This window comes from Capsulimonas sp. (genome assembly GCF_039929585.1).
In the GTDB taxonomy this organism is placed as follows: domain Bacteria; phylum Armatimonadota; class Armatimonadia; order Armatimonadales; family Capsulimonadaceae; genus Capsulimonas.
This window is the reverse complement of sequence record NZ_JBDSQY010000031.1, coordinates 1-14508: the sequence shown is the minus strand read 5'-3', so window position 1 is coordinate 14508 and position 14508 is coordinate 1. Positions and strand designations below refer to the sequence as shown.

Sequence of the window (14508 nt, the reverse complement as noted above, 5' to 3'; positions counted from 1 at the left end):
TGTTTTATATTTTAACTTAAGCAGCCTTGAGCAGCGCTGCTCGGGACGCCGGCCCTTCGGATTCGCCGTCCAGCGGGAATTGCCGGATCAGTTCGTCGAGCGCGGCCGCCATGGAATTGAGACTGTCGGCGGCGGTGGCGACTTGCGCCAGTCCGACGGTTTGGTCGCCGACGAGTCCCGAGACGAATTGGGCGCTTTCGGAGACATCGGACGCTGCGGCGCGCAGTGTTTCCACGGCCAGCTGGTTTTCTTCCGCAGCGTCCCGCACGGCGGCGACGGTGGTGCGAGCGCTCTGGATCGTGCTGTTCATGCCGCCGGCGGTCTCCGAGACGGCGCGGACTTCGCTGGCGACCAGTTCGGCTGCCTGGAGGATCTGCGCTAGCGCCGTTCGGGTCTCCTGGCTCTGGCTCGCCCCTTCGGCAACCTCGGTGCTGCTCGCTTCAATCGAGCGAACGGCGTCTGCAACTCCCTTTTGGATGCCGCCGACAAGGCTGCTGATATCCTTAGTCGCGGCGGTCGAACGCTCGGCGAGCTTGCGTACTTCATTGGCGACCACGGCGAAGCCGCGGCCATGCTCGCCGGCCCTGGCCGCTTCGATGGATGCGTTCAAGGCGAGCAGGTTTGTCTGCTCGGCGATCTGATCGATCGTCTGCACGATTGCGCCGATCTGCTTGCCCTGCCGTCCCAGCTCCTGGATCGCATTGGCGCTCGCTTCCACCTGGGTTTGGATGCGTCCCATCCGATCGATCGTCTGCTCCAGTGCTTTGCCGCCGCTTTTTGCGATGCTCGTGGCTTGATTGGCGGCCGAAGCGACTTGATCGGCGGACTGCGCCAGCGATTCGATCGCCATCGCGGTCTGCTGGATCGATGCGTCCGCATTGGCGACTCCGGTGCGCTGCGACTGGCTGCGCGCCGACATTTCGGCGCTGGCCCTCGCCGCGCCCTGCGCGGTCTCCGTCACCTGCTGCATCGACTGTTCGATCTGGATCGCCACGCCGCCGGTCTGCCCCGCCGCTGCGGCGAGGGACGCGCCGGTGTCCGAGACGGTGTCGGCGCTGTGCTTCACCTGGAGCATGACTTTACGCAGATGCGCCAGCAGTCCGGACATTTCGGCCTGGGCTCCGGTCAGCTCCTGTGTGCGCTCGGTGATTCGGTCCTCCAGGGTCTCATTGGATTTGTTCAGCGCCTGGCTGCTTTCCCTGAGTGCGAGAAGAATATGCGCCACCGCGCCGATCAGCAAAATGCACAGCACATACATCAGGACACTGAAGACATTCGCGCGCTGCTGGAGCACATGGTAATCTTTCTGATACGCGGTGAGCAGGTCGTCGTTGTTTTGCGCGCTGGGCGCCGAGACAAGCGCGACGAGCATCCCGTCGACTTTTTCTTTCTGCGTCACGATCATTCCGGCGTGCGCCAGAAATAGATCGACATCCGGCCGAACATCTTCCGGAAATGACTTCCGTGACTTCGCGATCTTCTCCGTGAGCGGTCCCAGTTCCGCTTTGATTTCCTTGCTGCTGCCCAGGTGGTAGATCAGTGTCTGCCGCAGCAGTGTGTCGATCTCCCGGGCCTGCGGCGCATTATTGTTTGGGAGCTGATCGACGACGCTTTGCGCGAGTTTGGGGAGACATGCCAGAGAGTTCTTCAGGATCGCGTTGGCGGACTTGAAATCCTCCACCATTAGCTGCTTACGCTCGATCGTAGTCAGATAGTCCTGCACGCGCCGCGTCAGTTCTGGGCTGGCGTGGGCGCCCGTAACGGCCTTGATGTCTTCGGGCAGATTGCTCTTCGCCGATGTCAGCTGGTTGTTCGTCGCGACGATCGGGTCATAGTTTGTGAGCAGGGAGAAGCGAAGCTCCAGAACTTCCTCGGTCGCCAGTGAATCCAGCTGTTTCATGCGGACGATGTCGCTTACCGCATGCTCGTTGGCGCTGACGGGAAGCGAGCGCGTGTTAACGAAACAATAGGCAAGCAGGGAAAGAACGGCGACGCCGCCCGCAATAGTTTTTACGTTCGATGCGTTCATCAGGACTTTCCTTTCTGGTCGCCGGTCAGCGTTTGTAAGAACATCACGATATCCACGAGCTCACCCGGAGCCAGCGGGCGGCCGAGCTGATACTTGGCCATGACTTCGACGGCCTGGGGAAGAGTCGTCGCGGTTCCATCATGGAAGTAGGGGCCGGTGAGCGCAACGTTGCGCAGGGTGGGGACGCGGAAGACATGCCGGTCCTGTTCACGCTTGGTGACCGTGAACCGGCCCTGATCGTCGTCGGTCTCCGGCGTTCTGCGGTCCTTGAAGTAGTTCGCCATGACGCCGAACTGCTGGTACATGTTGCCGCCGACATTGGAGCCCTGGTGGCAGGAGACACAGCCATATTCTTTGAAAAGACGATAACCGTGCTTTTCCTGCGTTGTGAGGATATTTTCGTCGCCAGCCAGATATTTGTCGAACCGTGAGTTGGGCGTGCTCAGCGAGCGCTCGAAAGTCGCGATGGCGTCCCGGACATTGGCCGGCTGGACTCCATCGGAATAGAGCTTCGCGAACTGCGCCGGATACTGTTCGTCCTTGCTCAGCTTGCCGATGATTTCGGGCCAGTCCGATCCCATTTCCTTGGGATTGTGGGTGGGGCCGTTCACCTGATCTTCGAGCGTGGCGGCGCGGCCATTCCAGAACTGCACGAAGTTCGCGCCGCTGTTCAGCACGGTCGGCGAATTGATGCCGCCGTGCGCCCCGCCGATGCCGGTGGAGTTTACGGCCTGATCCGTGCCGCCTTTGTCGAGGCTGTGGCAAGTGGCGCAGGCGATCGTGTTGTCGTGGGAAAGGCGTCCGTCATGAAACAGCTTTTTGCCGAGTTCAATTTTGTTCGAGTCGAGATTGGGGACGGCGAGCACAGGCTGGACGGACTCTTCCAGGATGTGGGCGGCAGGCAGCGCCAGCGGCGCGGCGTCCGCGCGGCCGGAGCCGTGGTTTGCGTCCGATAAGAAGCAGGACGCAAGCAGGCCGCTAATCGCCAGCGTGGTCAAGCAGAGTATGGCTCCGGAAGATTTTTTCATCTCACCCTCGTCAAATAAGGGCGCCGAAGTGCAGTAGCGACGCCATAACAGTAGAATTGACGGCCTTGGCTAGCAAGCAGTCTGACTACATATCGGCGGTTTTGGAGAATTTCTGTAGGGTGGGGAGTGGCAGGGCGGCTTTCACGAAGCCGCCCTGCTTTGGAGCGTGTGAAATTTAGCTGCGCGGGCGCGAGCCGCATTCGGGGCAGAATTTTGCGGAGGACGGGACTTCGGCGGAGCAGGAGACGCACTTGAGGGTGGCGGCGAGCACGCCGCCGCATTCCGCGCAGAACTTGCCCGGCCCGGAAGGCGCGGCGCAGTGCGGGCAGGTCGCGGTCGCCTGCACGGCCATGTTCACGCCCTGCGTCTGATCCGTTTCCTGCGCCTTGGTGTACACCTGATCGCGCGCGGCGGTGGCCTGAGCGCTGGCGATCTCTTCGGCCAGGAACGGCGCGCAGCTCTTGCACAAGCCCTTTTGGTCGTTCCAGCAAACATCCTTGCAGCGCCACTGTCCGCAGCGACGGCACTGATTAAACAAAGGGCTGATTTCATTGACGGCGTTTTGCAGCGCCTTATCGTGCTGTGGACCGCCCACGGCGCGCTGGATATCATAAGTCGAGTTGCCGACGCTGCCGAAGATGCCGCCCAGCATCCCTCCCGCCGCGCGCAGCAGGTCGCCCGCGACGCTCAGTCCGTTGGCCTGATAGGTCGACTCATAGCCGTTGCCGCAATGGTCGCAGCGAAAGCGAAACTGATATCCTCGATCCGTGGACAGATCGTCGTAGTTCTGCACGAACTTAATCACGGCCATAAATTATTCTCCCGTAGTCGTTGGGTTATTGTGTTCCATTATAGCATCCCTGGCAAGAGAGGCGCCAATGTGTGTGACACAGGTCCGCGCGGTTTGTTGCACGGCAGGAATAGCCCCGCATGACGGGGAATTAGGGGGCGGTATTCCAACCAAGGAGAAACACCCATGGCAGAGGTTACGATTGAAGTTTTGAAAAATGGACCGCTTTGGGTCGAGCCGGCGACTGCAATCGCCCTGGTCGACCATGATGGAAACCCCATCGCGATTCCTGAAGGGCGCAAGGGCGTCGCCCTGTGCCGCTGCGGCGCGTCGGTTAACAAGCCGTTCTGCGACGGCACGCATAGCAAGATCGGCTTCAACGCCGCCGAAGCCGCCGTCGCGGCCGAAGGCTAAGCCAGAGGCGTTCGCATCTCCGAATAACGATCGCATTCAGACGGGGCGCCGATGGTTAAGACCGCCGGCGCCCTTCTTACGTTGCGTCTCTTGTTCAGATTGAAGATTATCCAAAATACCCATGTCATTCACCGCCATTGAACTCATCAAGGGCCTGCGTGTGTCGTGGCGCTATTTTCTCAGGCATCTGGCCCCTCACAGGGAACGCAGGTGGCCAAAATCACCACCAAGCGGGACGTATACAAGCTCGCGGATCTCCTCTTACGCCTCATGGATCCTCTTCCCATCAGCCGCAAAACGCCACACAAGCCCCTCAAGTGTCGACAGCAATGGTTTCTCGGCAGCGAGGAGCTACTCAGCCGAGCCTACAACCTCACCTCAGCCGCCTTTGCCTCTCCATCGTTTAGAGACTTGAATAGGAAGTTTGGCGTCAGACGCGCCGCAAAGAGCATTACGCCAGGGATTCCAACTAGGAATTCAGGCACATTGGCGGCCAACCGGCGCATGATCGTATTAGCTGCGTTTTCAGTTGTCTCTTTCTTGCCTTTCACGTGGCTTGACATGTCCGTGTCGTGGGCGCCCGGGATGATCTCCACCATCCGGACATTGGTATCGCGCAGCATGTAGCGCATTGTCTGGGTCATGCTATGGAGGGCCGTTTTTGTAGCGCTGTAGGGAGCCATCCGGGCACTGCTGACGTATACATAGCCGGTTGTCACATTGGCGATAGTCGCCTCGGACTGACGCCGCAGTACCGGCAATAGCAGTATCGACAACGAAACCGGTCCAAAGAAGTTGACAGCGATCTCTAATTCAAGCGTCTTGAGAAAGTCCGGATCATCAATACCGGTCGTCCTCGAATGCCCGGCGTTGTTAATTAGCACGTTGAGCTTCGGAAACCGCGCTGTGACATCGGCCGCCAGAGCAGCCCGGCTTACCGAATCGCTGATATCCGCTTGGATCGTTACTAGACCCGGTAACGCCGCCGCAGCGGCGTCGAGCGCGCTCTGGCGCCGACCACAGATGATAACAATATTGTTCGCCCCAATGAGTTTGCGCGCCAGGGCCAGCCCGATGCCGGTGGCTCCGCCTGTGATGAGCACTGTATTGCCAGATGGTTTCAAGAGAAGTCTCCTATTATTCGCTAAGATGGAATACCTACCGTTCCGTATCCTTGATACGTTATAATACGATACTGTATCGTATTAGTCAAGAGGAGAGGAATCCCCAAATAAGAGCCTGAACCGAAATCTAATCCGTTATCTGGGGCATTTCGTGAGAGTAAATCCGGCTTAGAATAGAGTAATATAATCTCGAACGATTATTGAGAAGTGGCTAAAAGATCTTAAAATGACTGACAAGCGTGTGGAACGATCCAAAGCTGCGGTTTTGGCCGAGACGTATCGGCAGCTATCGCAAAGCGGCATCAGCGGCCTGAGCATCGACGAGGTATCGCGAATCTCCGGCGTATCAAAGATGACAATCTATCGTCATTGGCCGTCGCGTTCGGCCCTGGTGATCGATGCGTGTTCCCGTTTGGGGATTGTGAGCGAACCCCCTAATACGGGCAGCTTGCGCGAAGACGTGCGTGTGCTCGCGACAGATCTCGCGGACCAGTTGCGAACAGGGAGCTGGACATCAATCTATCCCTCCATCATTGATGCCGCCGAACGTGATCCTGACATCGCCGCAATGCAATCGGAACTGCACAAATGCTTTATGAAGCCATTCCACACTGTTGTGGAGCGCGCGAAAGACAGGCGCGAGGCCCCATTGAACATGTCTGCCGATGAACTGATCGCCACGATAATCGGCCCACTCTTTTTTCGACGCTGGTTTTCCAAAGAAGTGGTTGACGACCGCTTCGTCAATCTACTGATTGCGACCGCATTCCACATTTGATCTTTCGTCTTAGGATTACTTTCATGCGGGGCAGGTGACGTTTATTCGGCTCGCCACCGACCCCGCATGGGATTATTACGCCGCGATCTACGGCATTGTGATCAACAAAGATTTCCCTGAGTAGGCGACGGTCTTGTCGGCGGCCTCTACGGTTTCCAGTCCCGTTCCATGCCCCGGACGCACCCAGACGATCTTGAACGTGCGCTGGTTCTGCATTCCTGAGAACGTTCCCTGACGCGCGCCGATGGTGAGCGTCTTTTTGCGCTCGCTCCAGGCAATCGGGATCGTGGCGTATGCGCCCTTCTCGTAGTTGTAGTTATCGCCCTCATCTTCGTACAATTGGAACGATCCGTCCGCGCCTGTATAAACGCGCAGCTCGATGGGGTCGACGGGCTTCTCCTCGACATATTGCGTGAGCGGTCCCATCGGCAGGATCGAGCCGGCTTTCACATAGAGCGGCAATGTGTCGATCGGCGCGGGGGCGCTGATCGTTTTGCCGCCCGTGAGCTTTGCTCCCGTCCAGAAGTCTGTCCAGGAGGCGCCCTTCGGCAGATAGACATTGCGTGTTGCGGCGCCTTGTTTGATAACGGGGGCAACGAGCAGGGATGGGCCAAATAAGAACTCATCCTTGGATTCCCTGGCAATCTTATCCTGCGGGAAGTCCATCACAAGCGGGCGCATGATGACGGCGCCTTCCTTCGTGACGCGCCACGCCTGGGAGTAGATATAAGGCATGAGACGGTAGCGCAGGTTGTCGTATTTGACGAGGATCGGTTCGTACTGAGGGCCGAAGCGCCAGAGCTCTCGGGGCGTGCTCGTGCCGTGAATTCGAAACAGCGGGCAGAACGCGCCGAACTGGAACCAGCGCGTGAACAGCTCCCGATATTCGGGATTCTCCGATCCGCCGGGGTAGTTCACGAAGAAGGCGCCGATATCCGTCGTCCAGTACGGAATGCCCGAGAGACCAATATTTAGGCCTGCCGGGATCTGGTTTGCGTACACTTCCCAGCTTGCCGTGATGTCGCCGGACCAGACGGCGGCAGCGTTGCGCTGCTGCCCGGCGTAGCCCGAACGGGTCAGGATGAAGACGCGCTTTTTGTCCGTCACGGCGCGCTGCCCCTCATAGACACCCTTCGTGTGCATCAACGGGTAGGCATTGCGCACCTGGGCGCCGAGGCCGGCGGCGGTGGAGAACTGGGAGAACGCCCCTGCGCCGATCTCAGGCTCCGAAGCGTCCAGCCACCAGGCGTCCACACCCTTGCTGAAGACTTGATCGCGCATTTGCGACCAGTAGAGCGCGCGGGCGTCGGGGCTGAAGGCGTCGTAGAAACGATCTGTCGTGTTCGGGCCTTCTGGCGGATAGAGATATCCCTTGGCGTTCAGCGCATCGTAGTTCTCGTCGGGGTGCTCCGCCGTTCCTGGCGCGAATTTCCCCCAAACCGAGATCATGAGGTGCATGTGATCTTTGTCATGCAGTTCATTAATTGCGGCTGCCGGGTCGGGATAGCGCTTGGGATCGAAGTGGTGCGATCCCCACGGCCATGGGTCCCAGTAGAACCAGTCCTGCACGATGTTGTCGATCGGCTCTTTGCGCGTCCGGTACTCCTGCGCGATGTCCAGCCACTCCTGCTGCGTTTGATATCGCTCCTTGCTTTGCCAGAGGCCGAACGCCCATTTGCCGAACATGGGGGCCTTTCCCGTGGCCTGAGCGTAATCCGAGGTGACCTGATCAAGCGATGGGCCGTAGAAGAAGTAATAATCGATGGCGTCCGCCGCCTGAGAATCCCACGTGGTCAGGGCGTCGCCGGTGGGAGGCAGTCGCCAGCGCAGGCGCGCGACGGCGTCGTATCCCCCCTGATAGTACTCATATCGGATTTTGTGCGTGCTGTTCGGCGCGAATTTGACTGCGGCGATATTGTCTTTGACCGCCTGGGAGTTCCAGTCGTTAATAATTTGTTTGTCGTCGATCCAGAGGCGCGCGCCGTCGTCAGTGGAGGTGATGAAGTGGTAGTCGCCGCCCTGTTTCGCCAGCACTGACCCAGTCCAGCGGACGCTGTAGTGTTCTTTGGGCAGGCCCGCCGGCGGGCTGTTCGTCCACGTGAAGTCGATCTCGGAATCAGTCTGTTTGGCGACTTCCGTATCGAAGTTCTCGCCTTTGAAATATGTCCCCGTCAAGCCGCCGGACTTGCCGTCGTCAGACAGCATCTGCACGGGAGGGATGGCCGTGGACACTGTTCCGCCGGCGGACATCACAGTCGACGCGGGGTTGTTCCAGAGCAGGCCGTAACCACGGCTGGAGACCAAAAAGGGGATCGCGACCTCGCGGTTGACCTGATCGAGCATGACGGCGGATCCGCGATAATCCATAAACCCGTCTTGATGCTGCCCCAGCCCATAGATTCCTTCATCGGCGGGCAGCGCAAATTCTTGATGCGCTCGGAAAGATTTCACGGGCGTGGCGCCTGGCAGCGTCACCGGCGTCAGCGATTTGCCGCCGCTTTCCGGTTCGCTTAAGATCGCGTTTCCCTTGGCGTCCAAGAAGCGCACCGCACCGCTCTTGCGATCCACCTGCGCCTGCACCTGTCCGGTGGCGATCGTGATGTATCGGTCGGTCGTCGTCACCTTGAACGGCGTGGGTGCAAACTTCGCAATCACTGTGGGGACGCGCTGTTCCGGGAAGGCGCCATCGGCGCTGTAAGTCACATGGATCACGCGCGGCGTGCAGACCTGGAGACGAAGCGCGCCCTGACTGAGCTGGATCGTCACGTCGCGGTCATGTTTTTGCACGGAGACCACGGGCAGCGGCGCCGCAGTGGTCTGAGAAGCGCCGGCGACGCCCAGCATTGCGCCGACAGCGGCGCAGAGAACGCCTCCCCGCACTCGATGGCGTTTCCGGCTTTGGGACTGAGTGAGAGAAATTTGCATGTATCGCTCCGATAGTGGTCAATTCAATTTGACATTGTAAGGGAAACACGATAGAATTGACAATGCACGACAGTATCCTGTTATTGCACACAAACGTCACTGAGAGTGGGCGCGTTCGGTTCGTCGGAGAGCATTCGGCGCATCGCGGCCAGCATATGCCGCTGCACCATCACAATCTTTGGGAGTTTATCTTTCAGGACGCCGGGTATATCCGCACGCAGCAGGGCGACGATCTCCACGCGATGCATCCCGGCATGGCGCTGACGCACCCGCCGTTCGAATCTCACGCGGATTTCGCCGATTCCGCTTACATCGTGCTTTATATCCAGTGGATGCCCGTGGACGCGCGCGGCCTGCCGCGTGTCTGTCATGATGATGCGGATGGAAGTTTGTCGCAGACGGCGCACGCCATGCTGCGGGAGTGGCGTCGGCGGGAGGACGGCTGGGAGAAGATGATGGATCTGCTGTCGGAGCGCCTGGAGATGCTGCTCCGCCGCACTCATGTCGCCCAGCGCCTTGAAACATGGGAGCAGGCGGCGCAGGCGGCGGAAGACGTCATGCAGCGCCGATACCGTGAGCTGCTGACGATCCGGGAGATCGCATCCGAAGCGTGCGTTTCCCCGGCGTCCCTTAATCGATATTTCTCCCGAGTGCATGGGCAGACGCCGATGGAGTATCTCTGGTCAATTCGTATTCGACATGCCCTGGCGCTGCTGCACCACACGACGCTGACGCTGGAGACAGTCGCCGGACAGTGCGGCTTTCACAGCGCCAGCCACCTGAGCCGCCATATCAAGGCAAGCACCGGGCTGAGCCCGGGGCGGGTGCGGGGATAGGTTACAGCCGCAGCAGCCAATTAGCCGTTAACTTTATCTTTTGGCGGAGGGGGCGCCTCATGCGCGCAAATCTCCCTCACCCAGCTTCCGCGCAAACAGTTCCAGCGCCAGGCCGAATGTCACGCGGGCGAGGGCGGGGTCGTAGCGTGGGCCTTCGTCGCGTAGGAAGGCGTGGGCGCCGTTGAACTCATGCCAGGTGAAGCGTACTTCGGAATCGGCGATGGCTTTGTAGACGGTGGCGCGGCCCTCGCGGGGGATATGCGGGTCCTGTAGGCCCCAGATCATGAGGAGTTCGCCCTGGATCTCGGGGATGCGGTCGATGGTGTTGTCGTTCATGCCTTTGGCGAGGCTGCGCTTGTGGATGTCGGTCGCGTAAAAACACGTGGCGGCGAGGACATCGGGGTTAGTAGCGGCCCGGAACGCCAGATGGCCGCCAATACAGATCCCCATGGTTCCGAGCTTGCCGGTGCAATTGGGGTGACCCGTGAGGAAGTCCAGAACGGCGCGGGCGTCGCCGTCGTAGCTCGCGAGTTCCTTGGTCGTTTTGTGCGCGTTGCCGCGTTCGGCGCCGGCTTCATCGTAGGCGAGCACCGTTCCCGCCGGTTCCAGCTCGTGATAGATCTCGGGGACGGCGACCACATAGCCGTGGCCGGCAAGCTGCGCGGCGGCGCGTCGGATGGGGCCGGTGATCTGAAAAATCTCGGAGTAGAACAGGATGCCGGGGTAGCGTCCCGGCGCACTGGGCCGGAAGACCTCGGTCCGCATCGGGCCGAACGGCGTGTCGAGCGTGGCGACTTCTTCGGTGATGGTCATAGGTTATGCATCCTTCGGGAGCGATTGAGATGGTTAGCCCTATGATACTTCATAGGCGAGAAAATACGAAGTGGCGGCGGCAATAAACGAATGGTTACAATGTCTGCTCGGTAATTGACTCCCGTCAACCTCCGTGTTATCGTAAATGCATGAGCCATCGCTATGACCGATACAAAGTCGGCGGTCTGATCGCATCGATCGGTCTCGCCGGCGCCGCCCTTATTGGACAACTCAAGCCTGTTCCCTCTGCGGCGGTCGCTAAGAATTGGAAACACTTCACGTACGCCGGTTTTCGGATCAACAAGACCCATGGGGACGGCGTTCGTTATGTCGCCGTGGGAGACAGTTACACCTGCGGGACCGGCGCAAAGCCCGAGCAATCCTGGCCGTCCCTACTGACGCGCGATTTGCGTGCGCGCGGCGTCAAGATCGATCTGGCGGCAAACCTGGGCGTCAATGGCTGGACGACCCAGCAGGCGCTCGACATGGAAATGCCGGAGTTCCAGGATCAGAAGCCCACATTCGCGACGCTGATGATTGGCGTCAACGACACCTATCGCGCCACAACTGTCGAGGAGTTTCGCGTCCGACTGCAATCCCTGATGGATCGGATGCAAAAAGTTCTGCCGGACAAGTCGAAGATGGTGATTGTCACGATTCCCAATTATATCGTGACGCCGAGTGGGGCGGGGTACGCGGCCCAAGGCAAAGGCGTGGTGAAGATCGTCGCGTTCAACGCTGTCATTCAAGAGGAAGCCGCAAAGCGCGGCCTGTCGGTCGTCGATGTGTTCCCGTTGTCTCAGAAGATGGAGGGGGCTCCGGATTTAACCGCTCATGACGGCATGCATCCTTCCGCGAAAGAATATGCCTTATGGGAGAAGCAGATCTACCCTACGGTCTCCGAGATGCTTCAAAAGAAGTCCTGACTATCGCCTTGCCGTGTCACCGAACTTGATGTCCGCAACAACGTCCAGCCCCGAGACGAGCGGGCCGCCGCGATAGTAGAAAGCGGTCGGCTGCATCCAGTCGGGTTTGAGCGTATCCCAGCCTTTGGGGTGCAGGACAAACCCGTCGTCGATGTGCGTCACGAAGATCGTATTGTTCTCTCCGGCCATGGAATAAACCATCAGACCGCCGCTCACAAGATCCACCGGAAACCATCCGACCTTGGGGACGAAGACGCTCGCGACGACATGCGGCTGCCAGGCATTCGGCATGGTCGGCAGACGTCGAAAACCGGCCCACAGATGCGCGGGCACGCCGTTTTTCCGCATCACGGCCGTGAAGACGCCATTGATCGCGCCGCAATCCCCTTTACAGGTAGTGACGAGCGTCGCAACATGTCGATCCTGATTCCCATCATAGTATGTAAAGTCGTGTTTGATCTGAGTCGCCGCACGCTGGATAAACTCGTCCAGGCTCTCGTTCTGTGTGCGACGCCAAAGCAGTCCCCGTTGTTTGACGTACGCTTGAAAGGCCGCACCACGGTAGTCCAGGTTTCCGACCGGCGCGAGCGCCTCCGCTCTTTCTTTTTTCGACAGATCAGGCGCGCCGACCTTCGGCGGGCCGAGGACGATCTTGTAGCGATATACCATCGCCGTGATGTCCGTTCCAATCGTGACGGACGTCTTTTGATCGGACTGCGCGAGGCTGATCCTGCGTTTATGAGCGCTTCCCTCGGTCACGGGCGCGCCGGCGGGAATGCCGTTGAATGTCATGCGGGTGACGATCTGGTTCTGCCACGGCAGCGTCGGCGGCGTGGGCGTCGCCGCGATGGTGTCGATGGGATTGCCCAGGGAGACGACCCGGCGCTCCAAGTGCGCTGTCATTTTTACTCCGGGCCCATCCCTCTCCAGATGCCAGCGTGCGCCTCCGGCATGAGCTGTCGCAGTGGTTCCCCCAAGAGCATATACTAAAAGAAGAGTGCGGAAAGAATGCGTCATCGTGTCTTACCTTCGATTCCAATCGTTCCTAACGCCATCATACACCGTTTTGCGCGTGATCCGAAACAAACGCGTGCAACTTATTTCAGTATGGTGGGTCATACTCGATAAGAATATCAAAGTTAAGAACATCTCAGAAAAGGAAAAACACACGTGTTTCTTGTTGTATTAGGCGTTCTTCTGCTTCTCGTGGCCATCGCCGCGCCCGCGCAGCTTTCGCAAGGCGGGGCCAATACCCGCGCGCAAGTCCGTAAAGTCTGCGGCGCGCTGGGTACGCTGCTGCTTGTGGGTGGCGTCCTGTCGTCCAGCTACATGTCCGTCCCAGCCGGATATCGCGGCGTGCTGCTGCAATTCGGCGCCGTCAACGGCGTCTTGGGCGAAGGCGCGCACTTCATCATGCCGTTCGCACAGACCGTGGATCTGATGGAAGTCCGCACCCAGAAGACGGAGGCGATCGCCGCCGCGTCCAGCAAGGATCTTCAGGTGGTCAAGGCGGATGTCGCGATCAACTTCCACGTCGATCCCGTGACGCTCGGCAAGCTTTACCGCGAAGTCGGCCCTGATTACGCCGACCGCATCATCAACCCGGCCGTCCAGGAGACGCTCAAAGCCGTCGTCGCCCGCTACACGGCTGAAGAGCTGATCCGGCTGCGGGATCGCGTCAAGACCGAAGTCGACCAAAATCTGGCGACCCGCTTGCTGGCTTACAACATCATCGTTGAACCAAATGGCGTCAGCCTCAAGAACTTCGACTTCTCGGACGAGTTCAACAGCGCGATCGAGCAGAAGCAGGTCGCTCAGCAGAACTCCGAAAAGCAGAAGTATATCCTTGCCCAGGCTAATCTCGAAGCGCAGACCGCCGTCACCACCGCCAAGGGCGAAGCCGAAGCAAACAAGATCAAGGCCCAGGCGCTGAACACCCAGGGCGGCCAAAAAGTTTTGGCGCGTGAATGGATCACCAAGTGGGACGGCCACCTGCCGCAAGTGCAGACCGGAGCGGGTGGGGGAACGATCATTGACCTCAAGAGCCTGCTGTCGGACAAGCCGGCGAAGGATCAGTAGGTCTCACAACGCTCTGCTCAATCGATTTCAGGAGGAAATCGATTGAGCAGTCGCGTATAAGGCCGGTGATTATCCGAGGGGTTTCCCTAATATTGCGGATTTCCACTTTCACCCAACCCGAATCGACATTCAGCACTACGACGACAATCGCCATGAGCAAAAACCATCTAATTATCGGCCTCGGCGGCACCGGCGGCAAAATCATTCGGGCCTTCCGAAAGACAATCTATCAAGAGTTCCGCACGGTCGACGCCGACGGAGTGAACCTCAACTATCTTTATGTCGACTCTAGCGATGAGATGATGAGCCCGGACGACCCGACGTGGCGGATCCTGGGGCGCAGCGTGCAGCTGGGTCCCAGCAGTCAGCTGAAGATCTCGGACGCCAATTTGCAGTCGCGCCTCGACAATATCAACGCCTATCCGGGCATCAAGGATTGGATCGGGAGCAAGGAAGAGTGGAGCAACATTCTTCGCAGCATCGTCGGGGTGACATTGGGCGGGCAGAAGCGGCGTTTGGGCCGCTTCTTGTTTGCGTGCAAGGCGGACCAATTCAAGGAGCAGCTGCGCAATCAGGTGCGAGATCTGCAGACCAAGGGCGAAATCCCGCTGACGTTCCACGTCTGCTGCGGCCTCGCCGGCGGAACGGGCAGCGGCAGCATCGTTGATGTGATCGCACAGATCCGCGATACCTACCCGGACTCCAAAATCTACCGGATCATCGTTTACGTGCTGCTTCCCGATCGGTATCCCAAGCCGAATTGGGA

At 59.2% G+C, this 14508-nt stretch carries 13 protein-coding genes; 6 read left to right on the top strand and 7 right to left on the bottom strand.

Translation table 11 applies throughout. From position 1 onward, the window contains the following. Positions 1-16 precede the first annotated feature (16 nt). From ABIZ35_RS01770 to ABIZ35_RS01760, 3 genes are all read right to left on the bottom strand, one after another. Positions 17-2029: a DAHL domain-containing protein gene (locus ABIZ35_RS01770; protein ID WP_348218159.1), complete on the bottom strand. Its 2013-nt coding sequence runs from the start codon at positions 2027-2029 to the stop codon at positions 17-19. Beyond that, on the bottom strand, positions 2029-3057 hold the full coding sequence (locus ABIZ35_RS01765; protein WP_348218158.1) for a cytochrome-c peroxidase: 1029 nt from the start codon (positions 3055-3057) through the stop codon (positions 2029-2031). Before ABIZ35_RS01765 ends, ABIZ35_RS01770 begins: the two co-directional genes overlap by 1 nt. 175 nt (positions 3058-3232) lie before the next feature. After that, positions 3233-3868: a zinc ribbon domain-containing protein gene (locus ABIZ35_RS01760; protein ID WP_348218157.1), complete on the bottom strand. Its 636-nt coding sequence runs from the start codon at positions 3866-3868 to the stop codon at positions 3233-3235. A 165-nt stretch (positions 3869-4033) separates the two neighbouring features. On the opposite strand from ABIZ35_RS01760, the gene ABIZ35_RS01755 reads away from it, so the two are divergent. Beyond that, complete coding sequence (locus ABIZ35_RS01755) at positions 4034-4261, top strand: CDGSH iron-sulfur domain-containing protein (RefSeq protein ID WP_348218156.1); 228 nt, start codon at positions 4034-4036, stop codon at positions 4259-4261. A gap of 365 nt (positions 4262-4626) precedes the next feature. Here the strand turns inward: ABIZ35_RS01755 and ABIZ35_RS01750 are convergent, their stop codons facing one another. Continuing rightward, positions 4627-5385 carry an SDR family NAD(P)-dependent oxidoreductase gene (locus tag ABIZ35_RS01750; protein WP_348218155.1) on the bottom strand — a complete coding sequence of 253 codons (759 nt, stop codon included), beginning with the start codon at positions 5383-5385 and terminating at the stop codon, positions 4627-4629. Positions 5386-5611: 226 nt separating this feature from the next. Here ABIZ35_RS01750 and ABIZ35_RS01745 point away from each other — a divergent pair, with 226 nt between their 5' ends. Further along, positions 5612-6163, top strand: coding sequence for a TetR/AcrR family transcriptional regulator (locus ABIZ35_RS01745; protein ID WP_348218154.1), 552 nt, complete (start codon positions 5612-5614; stop codon positions 6161-6163). Between the two features lie 87 nt (positions 6164-6250). Here ABIZ35_RS01745 and ABIZ35_RS01740 read toward each other — a convergent pair whose 3' ends face one another. Beyond that, positions 6251-9088 (bottom strand): TIM-barrel domain-containing protein, encoded by a 2838-nt coding sequence (locus tag ABIZ35_RS01740; protein WP_348218153.1) that lies wholly within the window; start codon positions 9086-9088, stop codon positions 6251-6253. 62 nt (positions 9089-9150) lie between these two features. Here ABIZ35_RS01740 and ABIZ35_RS01735 point away from each other — a divergent pair, with 62 nt between their 5' ends. Next, positions 9151-9924: a helix-turn-helix transcriptional regulator gene (locus tag ABIZ35_RS01735; RefSeq protein ID WP_348218152.1), complete on the top strand. Its 774-nt coding sequence runs from the start codon at positions 9151-9153 to the stop codon at positions 9922-9924. 57 nt (positions 9925-9981) lie between these two features. On the opposite strand, the gene ABIZ35_RS01730 is transcribed toward ABIZ35_RS01735, so the two are convergent. Then, positions 9982-10737: a dienelactone hydrolase family protein gene (locus tag ABIZ35_RS01730; RefSeq protein ID WP_348218151.1), complete on the bottom strand. Its 756-nt coding sequence runs from the start codon at positions 10735-10737 to the stop codon at positions 9982-9984. 149 nt (positions 10738-10886) lie between these two features. Here ABIZ35_RS01730 and ABIZ35_RS01725 point away from each other — a divergent pair, with 149 nt between their 5' ends. Continuing rightward, on the top strand, positions 10887-11663 hold the full coding sequence (locus ABIZ35_RS01725; protein ID WP_348218150.1) for an SGNH/GDSL hydrolase family protein: 777 nt from the start codon (positions 10887-10889) through the stop codon (positions 11661-11663). On the opposite strand, the gene ABIZ35_RS01720 is transcribed toward ABIZ35_RS01725, so the two are convergent. Then, on the bottom strand, positions 11664-12566 hold the full coding sequence (locus tag ABIZ35_RS01720) for a transglutaminase-like domain-containing protein (protein WP_348218149.1): 903 nt from the start codon (positions 12564-12566) through the stop codon (positions 11664-11666). It abuts the gene before it with no gap. Positions 12567-12833: 267 nt separating this feature from the next. On the opposite strand from ABIZ35_RS01720, the gene ABIZ35_RS01715 reads away from it, so the two are divergent. After that, a complete protein-coding gene (locus tag ABIZ35_RS01715) occupies positions 12834-13742 on the top strand; it encodes a prohibitin family protein (protein WP_348218148.1) in 909 nt (302 codons plus the stop codon). Positions 13743-13894: 152 nt separating this feature from the next. Beyond that, positions 13895-14508, top strand: a 614-nt coding sequence (locus ABIZ35_RS01710; protein ID WP_348218147.1) for a tubulin-like doman-containing protein, incomplete at its 3' end; no start/stop codon positions are given.